The following is a 23,110-nucleotide window of genomic DNA, read 5'->3' as shown; positions in this document are numbered from 1 at the left end:
CTTAGTAAGTACGGAAAAATGAAAGGGAGATAGAAAATGAAAACCACTTTATTGTACGGAAAAGAGAACCTTTCTATAAACGTACCTGATGATACGTTAGTTATTGAACCGAAGCATCTGCCGGGAGTCGAGGATGAAGAAGCAGCGGTCCAGGAGGGGCTGCGAAATCCAATTGGTTCACCCCCGTTAAAAGAGATGGCCGGTCCGGACGATACAGTGGCAATCGTCATCAGTGATATTACGAGACCGACACCTAATCATGTCCTAGTCCCACTTCTTATTCAGGAATTGAACCACATCCCGTTGGAAAATTTTGTTATTATTAACGGTACAGGCACACACCGGGACCAAACGAAAGAGGAATTTATTCAGATGCTTGGTGAATGGGTGGTCGATAACGTTCGGATTATTAATAATCACTGTCATGATAAAGAGACGCTTGTAAATATCGGGAAAAGCAAGTTCGGCTGTGATGTATATTTAAACAAAGAGTATGTGGAAGCTGATTTCCGTATCGTTACCGGCTTCATTGAACCTCATTTTTTTGCTGGATTTTCAGGAGGCCCAAAGGGGGTTATGCCTGGCATTGCAGGGATTGAAACGATCTCAACGTTTCACAATGCCCGGATGATTGGTGATCCGCTCGCCACGTGGGGGAACATGGTGGATAATCCGCTCCAAGAAATGACGCGTGAAATTAACCGAATGTGCAAGCCTCATTTTATGTTAAATGTAACACTTAATAAAGAGAAAGAGATTACAGCTGTGTTTGCTGGAGAACTATATGAAGCGCATGACAAGGGATGTGAGTTCGCGAAAGACCACGCGATGGTTCGTTGTGATAAGCGTGTCGACGTTGTCATTACCTCGAACTCCGGGTACCCGCTCGATCAGAATCTCTATCAGGCTGTAAAAGGGATGAGCGCGGCCCATAAAATTGTGAAAGAAGGCGGAACGATAATTGTTGCCTCCGAGTGTTCAGACGGCCTTCCTGATCACGGCAACTACTCGAAGATCCTGAAAATGGCTGATACTCCTCAAGATTTATTAGACCTTATCAATGGACCTGAATTTGAGATTTTTGATCAATGGCAAGTTCAAAAACAAGCCGTTATTCAAGTCTGGGCTGATGTCTGTGTATATTCTCAGCTCAGCGAGGAGCAAGTGCGTGATGCCAAGCTACAGCCGACAACAGATATTGAAAAAACACTCGACCAATTAAAAGAAAAATACGGGGACGGTATGACGGTTGCTGTTATGCCGATGGGGCCGCTCACCATTCCGTACGTTGAAGACCAGGAGTAGGGAAAACGTAATGAAGCAGATTATAATGATTGCGGACGACTTAACTGGCGCATGCGACTCCGGAGTGCAATTGGCACGTGCCGGCCTGCGCGCTGCTGTCTGTTTTAATGAAGAAAAGGCAATAGAAATGCAAACGGACGTCCTTATATTTGATTCAGACAGCCGCGCCCTTCCGCCAGAGAAAGCGTATAAAGCAGTAGAAAAAATCACCTGTCATCTTAACGGTGACAAGACTTCCCTTATTTACAAAAAAATAGATTCAACCCTGCGCGGAAATATCGGACAAGAAATAGATGCAGTAATGGACGCGCTTTCTCTTGACATAGCAGTAGTGGCTCCTGCTTTCCCTTCTTTAAAACGCACAACGAAGAAGGGGGTCCAGTATGTAGAAAATATTCCGGTTGACCAAACCGAGCTGGCAAAAGATGTAAAGACACCAGTACAAGAGGCAAACATTGTACGAATGCTTTCCACACAATCTAAAAGAGAAGCTGGTCTTTTGCCCGAAGAAATTTTGCAGAAGGGACATAGCGATTTTAAGAAACACGTTGATAACCTATTCCGTGACGGCGTTAAGCTGTTTGTGATGGATGCAGAGACAGAGACACACTTAGAGGAAATCGCGTATCATTTTAAAAAACTGCCTTACTCTATTCTCTGGACAGGCTCCGCTGGCCTTGCGGAGAAGCTTCCTGTATCGCAAAAAGAAGCCCCGATAACAACACACCAATGGATGAAACGGCGAGATGGTCTTCCGGTATTCACCGTGGCAGGAAGCCGCTCACAGGTTACAAAAAAACAAGTGATCTCTCTTCAATCCCACACAGGAGCTGAAATTGTGGAGCTGAAACCTGATAATATTGTCAGTGCGGGAGACAAAGCAGCTGAAATCAATCGCTGTCATACATGCATTCGTACTTATTTTGAAAGTGGAAAAGACGTTATTTTGAAGCCTGCGCAGGATAACTCAATAAAGGATGCAGCCCTTCCTTATCTAATAGCGGAAGTATTAGGGGCTGTGGTAGCAGGTGTGTTACCCGATTACGAAATAAACGGAATGATTGTGGCCGGTGGTGATACAGCTAAGGCCATTTCTAAAGAACTTGGCGTGGATGCGATTGAATTAATAGATGAGATAGAACCAGGTCTGCCGCTTTCGCGCATGATTGGCGGTCCTAAGCTTCCGCTTATCACAAAGGCTGGTGCCTTTGGCCATGAAAAGTCCCTCGTTACCGCTTATAGACAGTTAAAAGGAGGCATAACTTAATGAAACCTGTAATAGCCATTACGATGGGAGATGCTGCCGGCATTGGCCCTGAAATTATCGTAAAAGCTTTTGAAAATAAACAACTCCATGATACTTGCCGACCGGTAGTAATAGGGGACAGCACAATTCTAAAACGGGCAGCCAGCTTTATAGACAGTGAGGTCGTGATCCATGAAATAGAGGAAGTCGAACAGTTACAAAACAAACCGGGTACGATTGATTGTTATGATTTGCACCTGTTGGATGATACGTTGCCGGTAGGCGCTGTCTCTAAGGAAGCAGGAAATGCTGCTTTTCAATATATAAAGGAAGCCGTACGGTTAGCGCGTGATAGCAAAATCGACGCCATTTGTACAGCTCCTCTGAATAAAGAGGCTCTTCAGTTGGCTGAGCATCAGTACCCGGGACACACTGAAATCCTTGCCGACCTAACCGGAGTAAAAGATTATGCCATGATGCTGTCGGCTCCTGATTTAAAGGTTATTCATGTGACAACACACGTTGGTTTACAAAAGGCCATCGAAATGATTGAACCGGAAAGAGTGTATAGGGTTATTACGTTGGCGAATGATGTTTTGCAAAAAGCAGGCACAGATGCTCCGAAAATCGCGGTCTGCGGCATCAACCCGCATGCCGGGGAGAACGGTTTGTTTGGCAATGGGGAAGAAGAGGAGAAAATCATTCCTGCTGTCCAACGAGCACAGAAGGAAGGGATTGACGTTCAAGGACCACTTCCCGCTGATACATTATTTTTCCGGGCGGTGCGTGGTGATTTTGATATGGTTGTGGCGATGTATCACGATCAGGGGCACGGCCCAATTAAAGTGCTGGGACTTGAGGCAGGTGTCAATATTACAGTCGGCCTGCCCATCATCCGAACAAGTGTCGATCACGGAACGGCTTTTGATATTGCCGGCAAAGGCATTGCCAGCGAAGACAGCTTGATAGAGGCAATTCGGCAGGCCGTTGAACTCGCTCCGAAAAAACAAGGATAGGTGCTACCCTGTACAGACATTTTTTGATATAAAGGGGAGAAGGAAATGGTAGATGAAAAGCTTGAGAAACTCCAGACGATATTGAGAGAAATGGAAACAGTAGTGATCGCATTTTCTGGTGGAGTTGACAGCACGTTGCTTTTAAAAGTGGCGTTAGAGACCCTTGGTGAAGATAACGTGTTAGCCGTTACGGCAGATAGCGAAACATATCCTTTTGAAGAATTAGAAGAGGCGAAGCAGTTAGCAAAAGCACTCGGAGCCCCGCATGAGATCATTGAAACGTCTGAACTTTCGATACCAGGATACTCAGAGAACACGCCGAACCGTTGTTATTTCTGTAAGAGTAGCCTTTTTGATCATCTCATCCCGATTATGAATGCTCAGCAGTATAAAAACATGGCGTTTGGATTAATCGCCGACGACATGGGGGAACACAGGCCCGGAGTTCAAGCGGCGAAAGAATACAATGTCCGTGGTCCACTGCAGGAAGCCGGCCTCTATAAAGAGGAGATCCGTGACCTCTCCCGGCAAATGGGATTGCCCACGTGGGATAAGCCGTCATTTGCCTGCTTGTCTTCTAGAATTGCGTATGGAGAAAAGATCACAATGGATAAGCTCCGCAAAGTAGATGAATCAGAGAAGGCTATTCGAAAACTGGGCATACGGCAGGTTCGGGTACGGAATCACGGGGATATTGCCCGCATCGAAGTAGAGCCGGGAGAAATGATGACCTTACTAAACCACCATCAGGAAATCACCGAGCAGTTGAAGCAAATCGGATACACCTATGTCACGATGGATCTAAAAGGATACAAGAGCGGGAGTATGAATCAAGTACTTGAACAAGCTAAGCAGTAAGCAGGATTTCAAGGGAAGAGGAGAGGGGCAGGTGACATAGTGGATAATTTTGAAGACTTAGGATTCAGCAAAGTCGATGTGGCAAGAGAAGAGCGTTCAGGCTACCCGGAAGTCATTTTCGGAGAAGGAAAGACAGCCGCCCAGATTCGAGCTATCATGGAAATTTTACTAAACAAACACGGAAAAGTGATGGTCACGAGACTGTCTGCTGAAAAAGCTGCCACACTGACAAATGAATTTCCAGAAGCACGATATGACACAACAGCGCGCATTCTTTTGTGTGGAGCGCCTGAACGACGTTATTCAGGCACTGTCATGGTAATGTGCGCCGGTACGTCAGACCTGCCGGTTGCGGAAGAAGCAGCGGTCACGTCCGAGTGGATGGGATGTCAGACAACTCGCTTATATGACGTTGGAGTGGCTGGTATTGACCGCTTACTGGCGCATCGTGAGGATATTACGAAAGCGAGTGTTGTGATTGTGTGTGCCGGAATGGAGGGTGCCCTCCCGAGCGTTGTCGGCGGTTTGGTAAAACGTCCGCTTATAGCCGTTCCGACATCGGTGGGCTACGGTACTCATCTAGAAGGGATAACCCCGCTGCTATCTATGCTTACCTCCTGTTCTTCCGGGATGAGTGTAGTAAATATCGATAACGGATTTGGGGCTGCCTATCAAGCGGCACTTATTCTGAAGCTGGCCGCAGAAATTGGAGGAGACAAATGACACATCTATTTCTTGACTGCCAATACGGTATTTCAGGTGATATGACACTTTCAGCGCTCATTGATTTGGGTGCTGATGTGAGTTACATAAGTGAACAACTTAAGCAGCTGCCCATTGAATCATTTACTATGGACGTTTCTACAGTCAATAAAAAAGGGATTGCCGCACAGCGGTTAGAATTAAAGATTTACGACGCGCATCCTCCTCACTCACATAATCACCACCATGATCACGACCATCACCATCATCATGATCATGATCATCCCCACCGGAAAGCGGCTTCTATTTTAGAGATGATTACAAACAGCAGGTTGCCATTGCGAGTGAAAGAGAGAAGCAGTGCAGTTTTTCAAGTGATTGCGGAGGCGGAGGGAAAGATTCATGGTATGGACCCGGAAGATGTTCATTTCCATGAAGTTGGAGCAATGGATTCAATTATTGACGTGATTGGTGTCTGTCTCGCCCTTGAAAGCCTCGGGGTCGACAAGATTACTACTTCGCCAGTTCCGACCGGATACGGAAAAATGAAAATGGCACATGGTCTGTATCCGATCCCTGCACCAGCTACTGCGGAGATTTTAAAAGGGGTGCCACTCTTAGATTTTCACGTAGAGGGCGAGTTAACTACACCGACTGGTGCCGGTTTTCTGCAGGCGCTCGCGGACGAGTACGGTTACTTACCGGCACGGACAATTAAAAAAATCGGCTACGGTGCCGGTTGTAAGGATTTCGAACATCCGAATGTACTGCGTGCTATCCTGTTACAAGAAGAATATGACCCGGGACAAGAAATTATTTCAACTGTTGAATGTCAAGTTGATGACATGACCGGGGAAGCACTAGGATATGTGATGGAAAAAGGATTTGCGGCGGGCGCTTTAGATATATATTACACCCCGGTTACGATGAAAAAAAGCAGGCCTGGCTGTCTCATTACCGTCCTCGCAAAGCCGAAAGATGCCAGAAAAATAGAAGAGCTTCTTCTTCGTGAAACGAGTACGTTTGGCGTAAGAAGAACAGCATGGGACAGGAAAATACTAGCCCGTGACTCCAAGGAGGTTCAGACTCCTTTTGGTTCTATTACTGTGAAACTTGGATATATGGAAGGACAGTTATTGAAAGCTGTTCCAGAATATGAAGAAGTGAAAAGAGCAGCAGATGCAAACAATGTCCCGTTTATGGAAGTATACGGAGCAGCGCAGGAGGCGGCGACAAAGCTATTGTGAAAGCTCTATCCCGCTGGAGATGAAAGACCTATGTATTCTCCTCCTGTTATGATGGAGAAACGGGTTTACGTATAAAGGTCGATGCGCCTTGGGCATGGATGGCCGATAACTGACTTCATTACGGAGTGGCGCTGTGCAGAAGAAAAGATGTAGCAGGAATAACCTCGCTTCCAAGAAAAACAACTTCTAATGTTTATTTTTAACAGAAACATGGAAAATTAGTAACGGAAGCGAGGGATCATCATGAAATTCAAAAAAGGCGAAAAAGTTCAAGTTAAGCAGGATTTGGTTGTAAATGTTAATTACTATAATGAGACGACTGGGACGAGTGATGTTTTCTCCCACCGGATGTTGAAATTTCGTGGTAAGGAAGCGTTCATTGAAGAAGTCAGTGAGTATGGCTATACCTTAAATATAGATAGGCTACACGTATACACGGACACGATGCTCCAATATCCGACAGAGCCATTAACAGGCGGACCGAGCCAAGCAAGTCATGAAGTCGAACGGATTGTCCAGCATTTTGAAGAATTGGGAGTCAAGCAAATCATTGATAAAGCTCTTGATGAGCGGTTGTATGAAAAAGATACAGAAGCCTTTCTCGCCATTATTAAACAGAACAAAACAAAAAACTAGTTAGTAAAGGGACGCAAACATAGAAAAAAGAGTCGGGACAAAAGTATATCAACCACAGAATAATCCGAACTGACTACATGTAATCAGTTCGGGTTATTTAGGTTAAGGCAGTAATGGCCAACGCCGTTCCATCAAAATGCTTAGAATGTAGGTTCTTAACCATATATCGACTTTTTAGTGACGTGTGTTAGATTTATCCCAGCAGCTGGCACGAAGAAAAAATTGGCAGGAGTACCGTTCTTATCTATGAATATGTGTGCTTCTGCTTGTCAAGAATCTTGTTGTACTTGCGGCTGACTGCAGATTGACTAATTTTCAGTGCTTTTGCCGCTCTGGTCGTTGTTTTATATTTTTTCATTGCCAGAAGAATTAACTGTTCTTCCGTCGACTCCTGTGCTTCCTGGAAAGGGATAATATCTGTGATAATCGGCTTATGTTTGCCGCTGTCACCGAGCTTTAATAGAGGTCGAACAGAATCAACGGAAATTACTTGTTCTTCTGCAGTGACGACCAGGCGCTCAATGATGTTTTGGAGTTCGCGAATATTTCCTGGCCAAGAGTAGACTTCCAACAAATTTAATGCTTCCGGTGAGAAGTAGTATTCTTTCCCGTATTTCACATTCAATTGCTGGAGAAAATGATAGGCCAAGAGTGGAATATCTTCTGCACGATCCCTGAGTGGCGGTACCGTAATGGGGATGACATTAATTCGGTAATACAGGTCTTCTCGGAAAGTACCCTCCCTTACCATTTTCTCCAAGTCTTTGTTAGTAGACGCAATGATTTGAACATCGACCGGGACGGGCTTCGAGCTTCCAACAGGTACGATTTCACCTTCCTGAAGTACACGTAAAAGCTTCACTTGCAGCTGCTGGGAGATTTCTCCGATTTCATCTAAAACGAGAATACCTTGATCGGCTTGCTGAAAGTAGCCGATTTTCCCCTGATTGTCGGCACCGGTAAACGCACCTTTTGTATAGCCAAACAGTTCGCTTTCCAGTAAGTTCTCCGGAATTGCCCCGCAGTTTATGGAAAGAAATGGTTTCGAAGAGCGCAGGCCGTGTTTGTGAATCGCCTGGGCAATGACTTCTTTCCCGACCCCGGACTCTCCTAAAATTAAGACAGTAGAATGGAATTCTGCTAGTTTTTTCACCTTGATCATCACTTGCTCCATTGCTGTACTGCAATAAACAACCTCATTACTTGTATGTTCTAAGTTACGCAGGTTTTCCAGTTCCTTCTTATACCGTTTCGTCAATTCTTTTGTCTCATTGAGTTCTGATTTCAGCTTGGTCGTTTCTGTAATATCCCGGAGTGCGATTACAATACGGTGGATGTGTCCCTCCTCATCAAGAACGGGATTGCCGACAGCTAGGATATTCTTACCTTCCTCTGTCTCCTGTACGATCGACACTTTTTCCCGTTTGTCCAGGACTAAGCGTAAAATCGTTGGGTTAAAGTACCCCTTATCTTCGAGTTCGAAAAGATTTTGACCGACGAGATTTTTCATGTTTCGGTTCCAAAGGCCGGATACAAAATTATCATTAAATCGCAAAATGTCGCCTTTGTCGTTTACTACTAGGATCTCATCATACATAGAAGATAAGATAGCGTTTAAATCAGCATTCAAATTTTTTACGTATTCAATTTCCATCGCCATTTCTTCTACTTTAGGCAAATCTTGAACGACAATCATAATGCCATCTAAGTTGTCTTTCGAGTCTAAAATCGGGATGTAATCTACAAGAACTCCTGCTTCGTCTTCGATCTGAATCTGATTCAGAATCTTTTTCTTTGTTTGGAATACTTTATCAAGATGGCGTTCATTAAACCACTGCGACGCCTCTGTTCCTTCTAATGACTTAAGAGAGGACTTGATCATTCGCAGTCCCGCATCATTAGAGTCGACAATTTTCCCTTCATTGTCAGTGATGAAAATCCCCATTGGAATGGAAGAAAGCATCACCTTTAATAAATTCGTATTGTCATCCTCTACACGCAGCAGTTCCACCAACAAGTCCTCACGGCGAATATAGCCGATGTATGCATCGTTTTCGTCGGTCACGAGTGCTAGTGGTTCACCTAAGATCTGAAAGATAAAGGTGGATGGAATGACGGATTGTTTTTGTTGAATCGTTCCGACATTTTCTAAAGAATGGGCGTGTTCGTATAAATCGTCTATGGTGATATCGTTAATGTGCTCCCAATTCGTATCGCGCAAATGAATGTAAGCCGTGATGTCGCCGTTTTCTTGCAGAAACAAAAAAGGGTTCGGATCATTCTTTAAACGCTCTCGCCAATTTTTCTCTTCTGGCACCGTGGAAACAGTAAACAGGGGATGAAGTTTATCTTTAATTACCGTTGTCATTTCGTTGTTTCCCCTCCTCCATACTTTCTCATGTAAGTTTAACACAAAATATGCAATTTTGCATAAATAGATTTAGAGAGTTGAATTTTATTTAAAAATTCTTTATTGGAACAAAAATTGCAATAGTAAATCAATGACATTACGAATAAATGGGAGGGCTAAGTATGATTGGTAATGCCGACTTAGTGTTATCGAGTAATGCTATTTTCACTGGTCTTACAGATACACTTGTAAAAGGTTCAGTAGCAATTAAAGACGGCCGTATCCAGGCAGTCGGAACTATTGAAAAGATGGAGCGCTATATAGGTGCTGACACAACTGTTTATCATTACGGGGATCAGATGATCATGGCTGGTTTTCAAGATTTTCACATTCATTTATTTTTAGGCAGTCTTTGTCAGGAGAGTGTTTCCCTGCGTGGTTGTTCATCAGAAGAGGCGGCTGCTCGAAAGGTAAAAGAATTCGCAGACAACCGTCCTGATGATCCATGGGTGATTGGTTTCCAATGGTATCACATCTATTGGGAAAAGAAAGAACTACCGCACCGCTCTTCGTTGGACAAGCTCATCCCGGATAGGCCTGTTTTCCTGTTAAACGAAGAGTGTCACGGTGCCTGGTTGAATAGTAAGGCGCTTGAAATATGCGGGATTGATAAGTATACACCTGACCCGCCGTTCGGTGAAATAGCCAGGGATGAGAGTGGAGAGCCTACTGGTTTCTTATATGAGACGGCTATGGGACTGGCAAGAGAGGCATTTCAATCCATCCCAAAAGAACGACAAATACAGGTAATGGAACAATTCCTAAAGAAAGCAGCAAGATTAGGGATCACTACAGTAAATGATATGCTGCCACTTCCAAATCTCGAATTAGGAGACCCTGCATTTTATCAAGAATTTGAACAAGCGGGTAAGCTAACGACACGTATTCAATTTTTAAGCACTTTGGACGGCGACCTTGAGAGGGCCTGTCAACTTCGGGACCGATACCATTCAGACAAATTGAAATTCTCCGGGTTAAAGCAGTTTTTGGATGGAGTGCCGACTACCTATACGGCTTTCCTCACTTCTCCTTACTCAGATCGTCCGGATACTTGCGGAAGTACACTGCTTCCAGAAGACACAGTGAAAAAGTGGGCGGTGGAAGCGGATAAAGAGGGTTTTCGTATTCGGTTTCATGCCTGCGGAGATGGTGCGGTGCAGCTTGCATTGGATTGTTTTGAGGAAGCACAGAAGCAGAATGGAGTTCGTGACGCCCGACATACTATAGAGCATATAGAAGTCATTCATCCAGATGATAGTAACCGTTTTGAAAAGCTGGGAGTGATTGCCTCTATGCAGCCGGAACATATGGCAGCTGCCTCTTTGGAGGAACATGAGTATGTGGAGCGGCTGGGAACAGAACGCGAACCGTTTACATGGCCGATTTATACATTAATAAATCACGGGGCCCGGATGGCTTTTGGCAGCGACTATCCGGTTGTTGATCTTGACCCGCTGACAGAGATTTACCGCGCTGTTACCCGTCTTCACGATGACGGGCTCCCGGACGGGGGATGGAATCCAGAGGAGAAAATTTCGCTAGCAGAAGCGCTTCGCTGCTATACAAAAGGTTCTGCATACGGAAGCTTTCAAGAGCAAGAGTCTGGGACAATTGAAGAAGGGAAATGGGCAGATATAATCGTGTTAGACCGTAATTTATTTACTGTGCCGGCAGCCGACATAAGAAAGGCAGAAGTGTTGTTAACGATCATGGATGGACAAATTGTTTTTGAAAAAGAAGGAGTGGAAAATACCTAAACTTGCATAAAGAAAATCTTTCCTATTAATTCGAAGGAATCAAAGAGGGACAAAAGACGGGATCTTGCGTGTACCCATATGGGTTACAGAATATAGGAAATAAAGACGTTGCCATAGGACGTGGAGAAGAATCCTTTTGTCTCTTTAAACGACCAGGTAATAAAATCGTCTCTATCATAGCTGTGTTTTATACCTAAATGCATAACATTATGCATTTAGGTATAAAACTCTAAGGCCTTTTTAGGTGGAGAATTAGTGAACAAAAGTTTTTAAAAGTGAGAGAAGGGCATCTATAGCAATAAACGGATAACAAATGATTGAAGATTTTAAAAAAAAATTAAATTGGCACACTAATTGCAATATAATTAAACTAAGTTAAAAACTTTCTTTTTTTGTTAGCGTTTCCATAAGACAGAATATTTATTTTTTTAAAAGTTGGGGGGATGAAAGTGGCAAAAGACATGGTACGTTTAGAGAATGTATCAAAAAAATTTGGTAACACGTACGCTGTTGAACAATTAAATCTAGATATTAAAACAGGAGAGTTTTTAACGTTGTTAGGTCCATCCGGGTGTGGAAAAACGACGACGTTGCGGATGATCGCCGGATTCGAGAAACCAAATGAAGGAAACATATGGATTAATGGCGAGAAAGTGGACAAAGTGGAGCCGTATAACCGTGAAGTGAACACTGTTTTTCAAAGTTATTCTTTATTTCCACATATGACCGTGGCAGAGAATGTGGCATTTGGATTGAAAATGAAAAAAGTATCAAAACAAGAAATCGCGAAAAGAGTAAAAGAAGCATTAGAGCTTGTTCAGTTGGCCAATTTTGCTGATAGAAAACCGAAAAAGCTCAGTGGGGGGCAGCAGCAACGAATAGCGATTGCTCGGGCTATTGTTAATAATCCACAAGTACTTCTTCTTGACGAGCCTTTAGGAGCGCTCGATTTAAAGCTGCGGAAACAAATGCAGTTGGAATTGAAGCAGTTGCAAGAAGAATTAGGTATGACATTTATCTACGTTACTCATGACCAAGAAGAAGCATTGACGATGTCAGACCGAATCGTCATTATGAATCAAGGGAAAATTGAGCAGATGGGCCTGCCGGATGAGATTTATGAGAAACCGGCTACCAAGTTTGTTGCTGATTTCATTGGGGAGACAAACTTGTTTGAAGGAACTGTTATGGATGCTAATCCAAGTTTCGCAACGATGAAATGTGGTGGCAGGCACATTTCCATCCCAAATACCGGGAATTTTTCGAAGAATGAGAGAGTTTACATGTCAATCCGACCGGAAAAAATTCATGTCTCGGCGCAGGCGGGGGAAGAAGATAATCTCTTAAGTGCAACCTTGAAAGATGAAATATATATCGGATCTGTGACAAAGATTATTGGAGAATTTCCAGATGGCCAGAAGGTCATCGCGCATGGGTCACGTGATATTTTAAAAAGCTGTACAAGGGGTGATCAGCTCTATCTTCACTGGGAACCAGCAGACAGTGTTGTTTTTGAAATGAAAGAAAAAATGGAAGTGTAGCGTGATGAACGATTAATTAAAACGAGGGGGAAAAAAGATGAAGAAAAAATTATCGTTATGGTTAGCTGGGGCAGCCCTAGCAGTAGGAATGACGGCGTGCTCAGGTGGCAACAGTGAAACATCAAATGAAAGCGACGCTGAAGCCGATACAGGTGCAGAGGCGAGTGAAGAGTTAGCGGATGAGTTAGTTGTTTTTAACTGGAGTGAGTACATGCCGCAAGAGATTTTAGATGATTTTGAGGAAGAGTTCGGGGTGGATGTTGTTTATTCCACATTTAGTTCCAATCAGGAGATGCTTGCAAAAATGAATGCCGGAACTGTGGCGTACGATATTGTAGTACCGTCTGATTTCTTTGTTAACCAACTTCAAGAGCAAGGCCTGCTACAGGAAATTAACTTTGACAATATTCCAAACTACGAACATATTGCAGACGAGTGGAAAGGACTCCCGTTTGATCCTGATGAAAAATATTCAATTCCATACCTGTACGGATATGATGGAATCGCTTACAACAAAGAAAAAATTAAAGAGCCACCTACAAGTTGGGAAGATTTATGGAATCCAGAATACAAAGGACATGTCATAACGATGGAAGAGCCGAAGGAAAACTTTAACATGGTGCTTCAATACTTAGGCTACGATCACAACGAACCTACCGAAGAACAATTGAAAGAAGGCGGCGAAAAGCTGAAAGAGCTCGTACCAAACTTACTGGCATTTAAATCAACTCCGGAAGCCGAATTCGTAAATGGCGAAGCATGGATCGGCTATGCTTATTCTGGTGCTGCCGCTGTGGCGTGGATGGAAAATAAAGACGTAGGTTTTGTACTTCCTGAAGAAGGTGGAATTAGATGGACCGATAACATGGTCATCCCGAAAAATGCTGAGCATAAATATACAGCCGAAGTCTTCATCAACTATTTACTCAGACCAGAAGTCAGTAAACAATTGTCTGAAGCTTATCCTTACGGAAATCCGAATACAAAAGCTGTAGAAATGCTTGGCGATGAAATTAAAGAGAGCCCGGGAATGGTGATGCCGGCAGAAAAAATTGAGAAAGCAGGCTGGGGTAAGCCCCTTGCGCCGGATAAAAACCAACTTATGAACCGCTACTTCCAAGAAGCGAAGGTAAATTAAAACAAAAAGGAACTAACGATGCTCACTAGACGGTAAATAAGGGATGGAGGGAACGACATGAACAGACGATGGGGGTTAGCAGCCAACATAACTTTTTTATTAATATTTTTGGCAGCTTGTGGCGGTGCAAATGAGTCTGCTACTACGGCGGAAGAAGAAAATAATACAAATCAACAAGAACTCGCTGATGAACTTTACTTTTTTAATTGGGGAGAGAACATTGACCCAGAAATTCTCGAGGACTTTGAAAAGGAATACGGAGTGAAAGTAGTGTATGACACGTATTCCGCGAATCAAGAGATGATTACGAAATTAAGCAGTGGAACAGTTTCATACGATATTGTGGTGCCTACTGACTATTTTGTTCAACAGATGATTGAGGAAGGCATGCTGCAAGAATTAAACATGGAAAATATCCCGAATTTCGAAAATATTGAGGGAGAATTCCAAGACCCTTCGTTTGATCCCGAAAATAAATATTCTGTCCCATATTTATACGGAAGCATCGGCATTGCTTACAACAAAGAGAAAATCGATAAGCCGGATAGCTGGGATTCGCTCTGGAATCCTGAATACAAAGATCACGTCACCATACAAGAAACACCGCGCGAAGGGGTATCGATGGCTTTGCAGAAGTTAGGATACGACATCAACGAGCCGGCGGAAGAAACCTTGGCAGAAGCAAAAAGTAGCTTATCCGACTTAAAGAAGAACATCCTCGCTTATGACTCCACTCCTGCTGATAAATTGATTAACGAAGAAGTCTGGATAGCGCAAGTATTTTCAGATCAAGCAGGGGTTGCAATAGGAGAAAATGAAAACATCGACTATGTACTGCCGGAAGATGGTGGGATGTTATGGATGGACAATTTTGTCATCCCGAAAACATCAAAGAATAAATATACGGCAGAGGTTTTCATAAATTACATGCTTGAGGCAGAAGTGAGTAAGAAATTAACAGACGCGATTCCGAGCAGTAATCCGAATGCAGCAGCAAAAGAATTAATGAGTGAGGAACAAATTAATGACCCGGCTTCTTATCCGGAGATCCCTGAAAAAGCGGTTTTCTTTGAATATCTTGAACCAACAGAATTAGGGAAAATGAACCAAATATATAAAGAGATAAAAGTGGAATAAACCGAGTGTAGTGCTCGTGAGACGTTATCTTTTGCTTTGAAAAAAACAATATAGGGAATGCAGCTCAAGAATAGTAGTTTGTAGACTGGGAGGGATTCTCCTAGTCTACAGAACTAACTGTATGCGGGTGCTGAATTATCTATACAACATTTACATTTTCCTATTGCTCAAAGGCAGGTGCAAACATGAGGGAAGGTACGAGGAAAACATTATTCATATTTACATTGCTTGTTTTTGCTTTCTTTTACATACCTATCCTAGTCTTAATGGTATTCTCTTTTAATGATTCGAAAATAGGTACGGTATGGACGGGATTTACGTTTGATTGGTATATTCGCTTATTTTCCAATTCGCAAATTATCGATGCTGCTTTTAACAGTTTGTTTATCGCGGTTGTAACGACAATTATTTCTACGGTATTAGGCACACTTGCGGCCCTTACGCTGCACCGTTATGGCTTTCCGGGTAAGCGGACGGTAGGATTTGTGTTCTACATTCCTGTCGTTATCCCTGATATTGTATTAGCGGTCGCTTTATTAGTTCTTTACAGTTTTCTCAACGTTAAGTTGGGACTTGCGACGGTAATTCCCGGCCATGTCGTATTTGCGACATCCTTTGTTATTCTCGTTCTCTTAGCAAGGCTGGCTGGTCTGGACCGAGCCTTAGAAGAGGCGGCCAAAGACCTGGGTGCTAACGAATGGCATACGTTTTGGAAGGTGACACTGCCGTTAATCTATCCTGGAATTCTAGCAGGGGCCTTGCTTGCGTTTACCATTTCCTTAGATGAATTCGTTGTCGCCTTTTTTACGACGGGACCGGGTTCCAACACTCTTCCTGTCCTTGTTTACTCGATGGTTCGGCGGGGGGTCTCCCCGGAAATCAATGCTCTGTCGACTATATTAATCTTAGCGGTTGTATTTGTCATCGCGATAGTTGGCTGGAGAATGAACAAGATGAATAAACAAGAGGGAGAGGTCTGATATGATTCGCAACGTTAGAGCAGCATATTTGATGTTGTCACCGACATTAGTTTGGCTCCTCATTTTTTTAGTTGTTCCGGTTGGGATGATTGCTGTTATCAGCTTCACGACGAACCTCGGATTTGGTGGCATCCTTTATGAATTTAGTACGGAAGCGTATCGATTAGCATTTAGCTCCTTATACGCACAGGCCATATGGCAGTCATTATGGTGGTCTATTGTAGCGACAGTGATTTGCGGCGTTATTGCTTATCCGTTTGCCTATTTTATCGCGCATGCCGGCAAATGGAAAAACTTATTACTGCTGCTTGTCATGGTCCCTTTTTGGACAAACTTGCTGATCCGTCTGTATTCTTGGATCATACTAATGAATAACCAGGGTGTTATTAACAATATCTTGATGAAAATAGGGATTATCGATGAACCGATCACGATGCTTTATACTCCTTTTGCCGTTATTATCGGGTTAGTGTACGGTTTTCTTCCATTTATGATACTTCCTATCTATGCGTCTATTGAACAGTTGGATAAAACATATTTAGAAGCCGCTGAAGATCTGGGAGCTAATCCTGTTAAAACGTTCTTAACGGTGACACTACCGCTAACTTTTCCAGGGGTGCTATCCGGAACGATTATCACGTTTGTTCCAGCAGTTAGTGTCTTTGTCGTAACAGACCTGTTGACTGGCGGGCGTCTCTTAATGATCGGGAATGTCATTCGAGATGCATTTTTAGTAGAGATGAACTGGCAGCTTGGTTCTGCGATTTCTCTCTTATTAATGATCTTAGTTTTAATCTCCATTGTTGTCCTGATGAAATTCACTTCCTCAGAAGATGACAGCTCGCTACTATAAAGAAGCGCAGCAGATGATAGAACATAATTTAAAATAGAAGGTGAAAAAATGGATCTCTTATCAATGTGGGAAGGAACAGCAAATAAAAGCTCGCAGCGTCCGCAGCTGGAAGGAGAGAAGCGTTGCGACACTGTTATAATAGGAGGCGGTTTTACCGGTCTTTCTGCTGCCTATCATTTACAAGAAAAAGGATGCAGTACAATCGTTTTAGAACAAGGGAAAGTCGGGATCGGTGCAAGTGGGAGAAATGGCGGTGAAGTTTTAACTGGATACCTTGGTTCGATGGAATACTGGGCGAAGAAAAAAGGTCTGGATACTGCGAAAAAGATGTGGCAGCTATCTCTTGATTCTATTGACTTGATTGAAGGGATCATTAACAAACATAACATTGCGTGTGATTTCAAACGCAATGGGGAATTTGTCGCCGCTTATAAACCCTCTCATTTGGAAGCGATGAAAAAAGACCAAGAGTTTATGGCCAATCAATTAAACTATCATGAGATTGATATCGTCGAAAAAAAGGACTTGAAGAGTGAATTAGAGACGTCTTTCTATGCTGGCGGGCAGATTGATTATAACAGTGCGCACTTTCATCCGCTCAACTATACATTAGGACTCGCAGAAGCGGCGGAAGAGCAGGGGGCTTATATATGTGAGCGCTCTAAAGCATTAAGTGTAAAAAGAAACTCAAAAAATAAGGTGATTGTCCGGACTGAAAAAGGAAAAGTAATTGCCGATAAGCTTGTAATTGCCACCAATGCTTATTCTGGGGATTTGAATAAAAAAATAAAACGATCTGTTGTACCTGTTGAAAGCATTATGATCGCCACAGAACCACTTCCGCAAGAAGTAGTAGAACAATTAATTAAAAATGACCGTGCCGTTTCTGATACGAAGAATCTGCTTTATTATTTCCGACGGACCGGCGATAACCGGCTGGCATTTGGAGGTTCTGGGAGAGCATCGAGTAAACGGGATCAGAATCAAATTTACGATAATTTGCTAGATGGGATGTTGCAAGTTTTTCCTCAGCTGAAGGATTCTCGAATCGAGTATCGGTGGGGAGGAAAAGTGGGTTTCACGCAGAACATGCTTCCGTATGTCGGTCAATTAAAAGACGGCACTCATTATGCGTTTGGTTACGGCGGCCATGGAGCAGCAATGGCATCACTATTAGGGAAAACAATAGCGGAGGATGTGTTGGAAGAAGGCGATCCGGACAACCCGCTTCGTGTCAAAAAACTCCGCCCGATCCCATTTCACGGCCAGCACACAAAGGCCGTTGGTGTACTAAAGTTCTATAAACAATTCCAGGATCGTTTTTTAAGCTAGGATAATTAGAATCAATGTCATAATTCAATACAGTTATCGACATCCAAACAATTCGGATATAGTATAGAGCGGTTGGTTTCCACTGCAGGCGGACGCTTTCACCTACAGGCACAGGGGCAACATCAGTTCGAGACTGCGCTTATGCTTGTCTTCTTTGCCGCGGGCATGGCCCCCGCCTTCGGTTGCAATCAACTAGTAGTATTCGCAATTTATGCGAATGTTTAAACGTAATTACCATATGATCATTCGTGTTTTTAATTAAGCACTTAAGAATTTAATTAAATTAAATTAAATTAAAAAATCGTCCGTATTTTAATAACTGTACTGAATGGTGAAGTTGAATCGTGGTATAAAGAAAAATTTCGTATAAAAGTAGAAGGGACATGAGATATTATGACGGAAACAGACATTTCGGCTTTTGAAAATGAAATTGTTATCCGTGAAATAAAGAAGGAAGATATTGATGAGATTGTACGAATTGCCCAGCTTGGGTTTGACAACCCCGATATCGCATTTGAGAAAAAACACTATGAGAGCCATATCCGATTATTCCCTGAGGGGCAAATGTGTGTCGTATACAATGGAAAAATTATTGGATCCAGTTCAAGCTTGATCGTTAATTATGATGATTATGGTGATAACCACTCTATTGATGAGATTTCCGGTGGGGGCTACATTACCAACCATAACCCGGAAGGAAAACATTTATACGGTACCGACGTGGTTGTACACCCTGATTTCAGGCACTTGAAGATCGGCAGACGTCTTTATGAAGAACGTAGAAATCTTTGTAAAAAATTAAATTTAGAAAGCATTATTTTTGGTGGAAGGATACCTAACTACCATAAATATGCGGACAAAATGACTGCTGAGGAGTACGTCGAGAAAGTACGAGACCAAAAAATATACGACCCAGTTCTTGTTTTTCAATTAATGAATGGGTTTGAGATTAGAGGAGTTAAAGCGGATTATTTGCTGGAGGACGAAGCATCTTTAAAGTACGCTACTATATTGGAGTGGAAAAACGTCGATTATGTCCCAGAAGGACGGCAATATTACCAGCATGCGATACCGGCACGAATTTCAGCCATTCAGTACGGACTAACAGAGATTCACTCATTCGAGGAGTTTGCGAAGCGGTGTGAATATTTCATTCATGCAGCTTCGAAGAAACGCTCCAATTTTGCAGTATTGCCGGAAGCGCTAACTTTGCAGCTTCTATCATTCTTGAATGAAAAGGTTCCTAGTCAACAAATTCGCACATTGACAACGTATACTGATGACTACATGAAATTGTTTTCAGAACTTGCTCTTCGCTACAGTATTAATATAATTGCCGGCTCCCATTTCGTTGAAGAAAGTGACGATATTTACAATGTTTCTTTCTTGTTTCATCGCAATGGCAAGATTGATAAACAGTACAAACTTCACATTACAGCTGATGAACGAAAATGGTGGGGGATTAAGCCGGGTAACCAACTGGAGGTTTTCGATACTGATTGCGGAAAAGTGGCTATTCTGATTGGTTACGATATGCTGTTTCCAGAATTGGCACGAATAGCCGTGGATCAAGGAGCTGATATAATATTTGCTCCTTATACAGTGGAAGAGCAGCAAGGTCACACGCGTATCCGCTGCTGTACCCAAGCGCGTGCAGTGGAGAATCAAGTATACACAGTGGTCGCAGGAATGACGGGACATATAACCGGCGTGTATCGGATGAATGCACAGTACGCTCAATCCGGGATATTTTCCCCAGTTGATTTAAGCTTTGGACATAACGGGGTAGTTGCCGAAGCAGACGCAAATGTTGAAATGGTTCTTCATAGTGATGTCGACTTGGAATTGATTCGTCGTGATCGGAAAATTGGAACCGTGACACCGCTTTCTGATAGGCGCACAGATCTTTATTAAATTAAATCGATTAACTAGTACGGGGCTCTCAGACATTATTTGTCGAAGAGTCCCGTTTAAAATGTAGGGCACGGCCCATTATTTATGTTTTTTTGCATAAATAGGTAGAGTCATAGATAATAAGGTATAATAAAAATGAATGTATAACTGTAAGATTTTTAGTTGCATTTATTTGAGAAACATGAGTTTAAGATGTTTACATACAACTTGATTTCTGGACTGGTATGCATAAACAACTATATTATGCTAAAAAGCATAAAAAAAGATATGGAAGCATTGTAGAATCACTTCAATAAAGTCTAGATACATTTATTTTAGTGACCGCATTACTTGTTTTGTAAGCGTTTTAGAATTAAAAAAATTGATTTAGATTAAGTTGGCACAAATGTTGCATATTACATAAAAGTGAAAACACAAACACTATTGCCATATTTGAAATGGAGGAATTATACATGCAAAAAGCACCTGTTAAAAACCAATTGACTCATGATCTTGAACAGCTTGACGTTCAACATTATCTACACCCAACTAGTATTCCGGGCCAGCTGCCGAAGATGATTTTTGAAAGCGGAGATGGCATTTATGTAAAAAATACTGATGGCGACTCTTACATTGACGGAATCTCGATGCTTTGGAATGTGAACTTAGGCCACGGAAACAAAGAATTAGGTAAGGCAGCCCAGGAGCAAATGGACAAAATTGCGTTTGCCTCCTCTTTTGCAGGCTATTCGAATGAACCAGCCATCCGCTTGACAAAGAAATTAGCAGATTGGACTCCTGAGGGATTAAACACAGTTTTCTATACTTCTGGTGGTTCGGAAGCCAATGACACTGCTTTTAAGTTAGCTCGGCTCTATTGGCAGCTAAAGGAACAGCCAAAGAAAACCAAATTCATTTCCTTTGTGAACGGTTACCATGGCGTGACGATTGGCGCGGGTACAGCAACAACAATCCCTGGGTTCCACCGTTTTGCTGGAACAGAAATGCCCGAAGTCTACCATGCAACCGCACATTTGACAGAATGCGAAAAGGGCGACCGCTCCCATCCGGATTTTGAAAAGTCGGCTCGCCATTTGATTGAGACGGAAGGAGCTGACACCATTGCCGGGATCATTATTGAACCGGTACAAGGCTCAGGCGGTGTCTATATGCCTCCAGAAGGATATATTGAAGCGCTGAGAGATTTGTGTGATGAATTTGACATTCTCTTTATTGCGGATGAAGTGATCAACGGTTTCTGTAGAACGGGCGAAAAGTTTGCAGTGGACCATTGGGATGTTGTTCCTGACCTAATGTCACTTGCAAAAGGCATTACGAGCGGGTATGCACAATTAGGTGCCGTTATGATTCATGATAAAGTGAAAGAAGTAATTAATACCTCTGGCCAAGTGATGGCCCACGGGTTTACGTACAGCGGGCACCCAATGGCTTGTGCTGTCGGTATTCGGAACCTGGAAATCATGGAAGAAATGAATCTTGTAAACCATGTGAAAGAAATGGAGAAAGTCTTGAATAAAGGGCTTGCTTATTTAGAAGAAAAGCATGCTACCGTGGGTCTGACGAGGAATAAAGGCTTAATGGGAGCGTTTGAATTATTCGAAGATAGTGCAAGTGGCAAACGGTTTGCAGCGGACAAAAAAGCAGGGCTTCAGTATGTAGAAGATTGCTTCCAGAAAAACCTAATCTTGCGCGCGTTGGGAGCAGCAGATGGAAAGGCAATTATTGCACTCGCTCCACCTCTCGTTATCACCAAGCCGGAAATCGAAAAGATGGTCTCCATCATGGATGACGCATTAGTGAATTTTCAAGCATAATAGATAGTACGACTACAATTAAAAAGGATGAACGAGAATGAAAGTTTTGAACTTGCAGGGAAGTGCCAGGGAAATTGGCCGCCAGCATGGAGAGCAGGGAAAGGCACAAATTGCACAAAGCATGGAAACGTATGAACGCCTTTTTTATGATTATCAAGGGATTGACTGGAAAAAGGTACGAGAGCGGGCTAAAATTCACATGCCCGCAATCGAGGCCTTTGACCCTGCATTACTGGAGGAAATGGAAGGGGTTGCCGAAGGCGCCGGTCTTGCTTTTGAAGATATCTTAGCTTTAAATGCACGGAGCGAAATTGCACTTACCGGCAACGCCCACACCTCCTTTAGCGACGGCTGTACGAGTATTAGTACGTGCAGCCCGCTGACAGCAGATACGATTATTGGGCAGAACTGGGATTGGAAAAGTGCTCAAAAAGACAGCTTGCTCATGTTGAACATTGAAAGGGAAGACAGGCCAAACATTCTAATGATCACAGAAGGTGGCATCATCGGTAAAATCGGCTGTAATGAACATGCACTGGGAGTTGGCCTTAATGCCCTGCATTCCGGGAAGAAATCAGATGGCGTCCCCATTCATCTAGGGCTTCGTTCGATATTGGATTCGGCTTCGCTTCATGAAGCATTTGCCAAAATCCAAGAAGGACAAATGGCATCAGCGGCAAATTTCATGATCGGTTACAGCGAAGGAAAACATCGTGGTATGGCTTTCCATGTGGAAGTGTCCCCGTTTGGAATAGCCATCACTAATGAGGAAGCATCGCATGGTGTCCACTCGAATCACATCTGTTCCCAGGAGATTCAAATGAAAGTCGGAGAAGGGAACAATTTGCGCTATAGCGATTCAGAGATTAGAAAACGCCGAGCTGAGCAGCTGCTTGCGCAGGCAATTCAAGATAAGACAGCGATTACAGAAGAATCGTTTAAGACGTGGCTGAGTGATACGTTTAACGCGCCAAACTCCATTAATCATTACGTCAATGAACAAGCGCCCGTTCACCGACGAATGGAAACAGTATTTGGTATTGTGATGAATCTGACTGAAAACAATATCTATGTTTGTGACGGTATGCCAGCCCATAAGCCATTTGAACAATACTCAGTAAAACGCAAAGAAGAAAGACAGACCGCTGATTAAATGTCGGTTTAAGAAGCAACGTATACAGTGAGGGATGCGGCTACTCTCAGTGAGCGACGGAAGTGCGCTCA

18 protein-coding genes are annotated in these 23,110 nt (G+C 43.1%); 17 read left to right on the top strand and 1 reads right to left on the bottom strand.

Features of this window, described 5'->3' with window-relative positions; genetic code table 11:
* Positions 1 to 36: 36 nt before the first annotated feature.
* The 7 genes from larA to LOR49_RS08115 all read left to right on the top strand — a co-directional run bounded on the left by larA (position 37) and on the right by LOR49_RS08115 (position 7,010).
* Positions 37 to 1,305 (top strand): nickel-dependent lactate racemase, encoded by a 1,269-nt coding sequence (larA, locus tag LOR49_RS08145; RefSeq protein ID WP_240375928.1) that lies wholly within the window; start codon positions 37 to 39, stop codon positions 1,303 to 1,305.
* Positions 1,306 to 1,315: 10 nt separating this feature from the next.
* The gene (locus tag LOR49_RS08140) at positions 1,316 to 2,572 is read left to right on the top strand and encodes a four-carbon acid sugar kinase family protein (protein ID WP_240375927.1); all 1,257 of its coding nucleotides are present in this window, start codon (positions 1,316 to 1,318) and stop codon (positions 2,570 to 2,572) included.
* Positions 2,572 to 3,567: a 4-hydroxythreonine-4-phosphate dehydrogenase PdxA gene (pdxA, locus tag LOR49_RS08135; RefSeq protein ID WP_240375926.1), complete on the top strand. Its 996-nt coding sequence runs from the start codon at positions 2,572 to 2,574 to the stop codon at positions 3,565 to 3,567. Before LOR49_RS08140 ends, pdxA begins: the two co-directional genes overlap by 1 nt.
* A gap of 45 nt (positions 3,568 to 3,612) precedes the next feature.
* Entirely contained in the window at positions 3,613 to 4,425 is an 813-nt protein-coding gene (larE, locus tag LOR49_RS08130) for an ATP-dependent sacrificial sulfur transferase LarE (RefSeq protein ID WP_240375924.1), read from the top strand.
* Positions 4,426 to 4,464: 39 nt separating this feature from the next.
* Entirely contained in the window at positions 4,465 to 5,148 is a 684-nt protein-coding gene (gene larB, locus LOR49_RS08125; protein ID WP_240375922.1) for a nickel pincer cofactor biosynthesis protein LarB, read from the top strand.
* Positions 5,145 to 6,374 (top strand): nickel pincer cofactor biosynthesis protein LarC, encoded by a 1,230-nt coding sequence (gene larC / locus LOR49_RS08120; RefSeq protein ID WP_240375920.1) that lies wholly within the window; start codon positions 5,145 to 5,147, stop codon positions 6,372 to 6,374. The genes larB and larC overlap by 4 nt, the downstream gene beginning before the upstream one ends.
* A gap of 243 nt (positions 6,375 to 6,617) precedes the next feature.
* Complete coding sequence (locus LOR49_RS08115; protein ID WP_240375918.1) at positions 6,618 to 7,010, top strand: hypothetical protein; 393 nt, start codon at positions 6,618 to 6,620, stop codon at positions 7,008 to 7,010.
* 244 nt (positions 7,011 to 7,254) lie between these two features.
* On the opposite strand, the gene LOR49_RS08110 is transcribed toward LOR49_RS08115, so the two are convergent.
* Entirely contained in the window at positions 7,255 to 9,378 is a 2,124-nt protein-coding gene (locus tag LOR49_RS08110) for a sigma 54-interacting transcriptional regulator (RefSeq protein ID WP_240375917.1), read from the bottom strand.
* A gap of 164 nt (positions 9,379 to 9,542) precedes the next feature.
* Here LOR49_RS08110 and LOR49_RS08105 point away from each other — a divergent pair, with 164 nt between their 5' ends.
* From LOR49_RS08105 to LOR49_RS08060, 10 genes are all read left to right on the top strand, one after another.
* The gene (locus LOR49_RS08105; RefSeq protein ID WP_240375915.1) at positions 9,543 to 11,177 is read left to right on the top strand and encodes an amidohydrolase; all 1,635 of its coding nucleotides are present in this window, start codon (positions 9,543 to 9,545) and stop codon (positions 11,175 to 11,177) included.
* A gap of 461 nt (positions 11,178 to 11,638) precedes the next feature.
* Positions 11,639 to 12,718, top strand: a complete 1,080-nt coding sequence (locus tag LOR49_RS08100) for an ABC transporter ATP-binding protein (RefSeq protein ID WP_338021133.1) — start codon at positions 11,639 to 11,641, stop codon at positions 12,716 to 12,718.
* Between the two features lie 37 nt (positions 12,719 to 12,755).
* Positions 12,756 to 13,856 carry an ABC transporter substrate-binding protein gene (locus LOR49_RS08095; RefSeq protein ID WP_240375914.1) on the top strand — a complete coding sequence of 367 codons (1,101 nt, stop codon included), beginning with the start codon at positions 12,756 to 12,758 and terminating at the stop codon, positions 13,854 to 13,856.
* Positions 13,857 to 13,913: 57 nt separating this feature from the next.
* Complete coding sequence (locus LOR49_RS08090) at positions 13,914 to 14,993, top strand: ABC transporter substrate-binding protein (protein ID WP_240375913.1); 1,080 nt, start codon at positions 13,914 to 13,916, stop codon at positions 14,991 to 14,993.
* Between the two features lie 185 nt (positions 14,994 to 15,178).
* On the top strand, positions 15,179 to 15,973 hold the full coding sequence (locus LOR49_RS08085; protein WP_240375912.1) for an ABC transporter permease: 795 nt from the start codon (positions 15,179 to 15,181) through the stop codon (positions 15,971 to 15,973).
* A 1-nt stretch (position 15,974) separates the two neighbouring features.
* The gene (locus LOR49_RS08080; protein ID WP_240375911.1) at positions 15,975 to 16,826 is read left to right on the top strand and encodes an ABC transporter permease; all 852 of its coding nucleotides are present in this window, start codon (positions 15,975 to 15,977) and stop codon (positions 16,824 to 16,826) included.
* A 48-nt stretch (positions 16,827 to 16,874) separates the two neighbouring features.
* Complete coding sequence (locus tag LOR49_RS08075) at positions 16,875 to 18,158, top strand: NAD(P)/FAD-dependent oxidoreductase (protein ID WP_240375910.1); 1,284 nt, start codon at positions 16,875 to 16,877, stop codon at positions 18,156 to 18,158.
* 393 nt (positions 18,159 to 18,551) lie between these two features.
* Positions 18,552 to 20,072: a bifunctional GNAT family N-acetyltransferase/carbon-nitrogen hydrolase family protein gene (locus LOR49_RS08070; RefSeq protein ID WP_240375909.1), complete on the top strand. Its 1,521-nt coding sequence runs from the start codon at positions 18,552 to 18,554 to the stop codon at positions 20,070 to 20,072.
* 452 nt (positions 20,073 to 20,524) lie between these two features.
* Positions 20,525 to 21,886, top strand: coding sequence for an aminotransferase family protein (locus tag LOR49_RS08065; protein WP_240375907.1), 1,362 nt, complete (start codon positions 20,525 to 20,527; stop codon positions 21,884 to 21,886).
* Between the two features lie 37 nt (positions 21,887 to 21,923).
* Positions 21,924 to 23,039 carry a C45 family autoproteolytic acyltransferase/hydrolase gene (locus LOR49_RS08060; RefSeq protein WP_240375904.1) on the top strand — a complete coding sequence of 372 codons (1,116 nt, stop codon included), beginning with the start codon at positions 21,924 to 21,926 and terminating at the stop codon, positions 23,037 to 23,039.
* Positions 23,040 to 23,110: the final 71 nt, after the last annotated feature.

The organism is Bacillus piscicola, assembly GCF_022458745.1.
Lineage (GTDB): Bacteria > Bacillota > Bacilli > Bacillales > Marinococcaceae > Alteribacillus_A > Alteribacillus_A piscicola.
The sequence above is the reverse complement of the archived record's forward strand: the minus strand, read 5'-3'. Positions and strand labels throughout refer to the sequence as shown.

Excerpts from the sequence above, each read along its gene's own strand:
- LOR49_RS08075 (WP_240375910.1), top strand. The coding sequence starts at position 16,875 with ATGGATCTCTTATCAATGTGGGAAGGAACAGCAAATAAAAGCTCGCAG.
- LOR49_RS08085 (WP_240375912.1), top strand. The coding sequence starts at position 15,179 with ATGAGGGAAGGTACGAGGAAAACATTATTCATATTTACATTGCTTGTT.
- larE (WP_240375924.1), top strand. The coding sequence starts at position 3,613 with ATGGTAGATGAAAAGCTTGAGAAACTCCAGACGATATTGAGAGAAATG.
- LOR49_RS08060 (WP_240375904.1), top strand. The coding sequence starts at position 21,924 with ATGAAAGTTTTGAACTTGCAGGGAAGTGCCAGGGAAATTGGCCGCCAG.
- larC (WP_240375920.1), top strand. The coding sequence starts at position 5,145 with ATGACACATCTATTTCTTGACTGCCAATACGGTATTTCAGGTGATATG.
- LOR49_RS08065 (WP_240375907.1), top strand. The coding sequence starts at position 20,525 with ATGCAAAAAGCACCTGTTAAAAACCAATTGACTCATGATCTTGAACAG.
- LOR49_RS08140 (WP_240375927.1), top strand. The coding sequence starts at position 1,316 with ATGAAGCAGATTATAATGATTGCGGACGACTTAACTGGCGCATGCGAC.
- LOR49_RS08090 (WP_240375913.1), top strand. The coding sequence starts at position 13,914 with ATGAACAGACGATGGGGGTTAGCAGCCAACATAACTTTTTTATTAATA.
- LOR49_RS08105 (WP_240375915.1), top strand. The coding sequence starts at position 9,543 with ATGATTGGTAATGCCGACTTAGTGTTATCGAGTAATGCTATTTTCACT.
- LOR49_RS08110 (WP_240375917.1), bottom strand. The coding sequence starts at position 9,378 with ATGACAACGGTAATTAAAGATAAACTTCATCCCCTGTTTACTGTTTCC.
- LOR49_RS08115 (WP_240375918.1), top strand. The coding sequence starts at position 6,618 with ATGAAATTCAAAAAAGGCGAAAAAGTTCAAGTTAAGCAGGATTTGGTT.
- LOR49_RS08080 (WP_240375911.1), top strand. The coding sequence starts at position 15,975 with ATGATTCGCAACGTTAGAGCAGCATATTTGATGTTGTCACCGACATTA.
- pdxA (WP_240375926.1), top strand. The coding sequence starts at position 2,572 with ATGAAACCTGTAATAGCCATTACGATGGGAGATGCTGCCGGCATTGGC.
- LOR49_RS08070 (WP_240375909.1), top strand. The coding sequence starts at position 18,552 with ATGACGGAAACAGACATTTCGGCTTTTGAAAATGAAATTGTTATCCGT.
- larA (WP_240375928.1), top strand. The coding sequence starts at position 37 with ATGAAAACCACTTTATTGTACGGAAAAGAGAACCTTTCTATAAACGTA.
- LOR49_RS08100 (WP_338021133.1), top strand. The coding sequence starts at position 11,639 with ATGGTACGTTTAGAGAATGTATCAAAAAAATTTGGTAACACGTACGCT.
- LOR49_RS08095 (WP_240375914.1), top strand. The coding sequence starts at position 12,756 with ATGAAGAAAAAATTATCGTTATGGTTAGCTGGGGCAGCCCTAGCAGTA.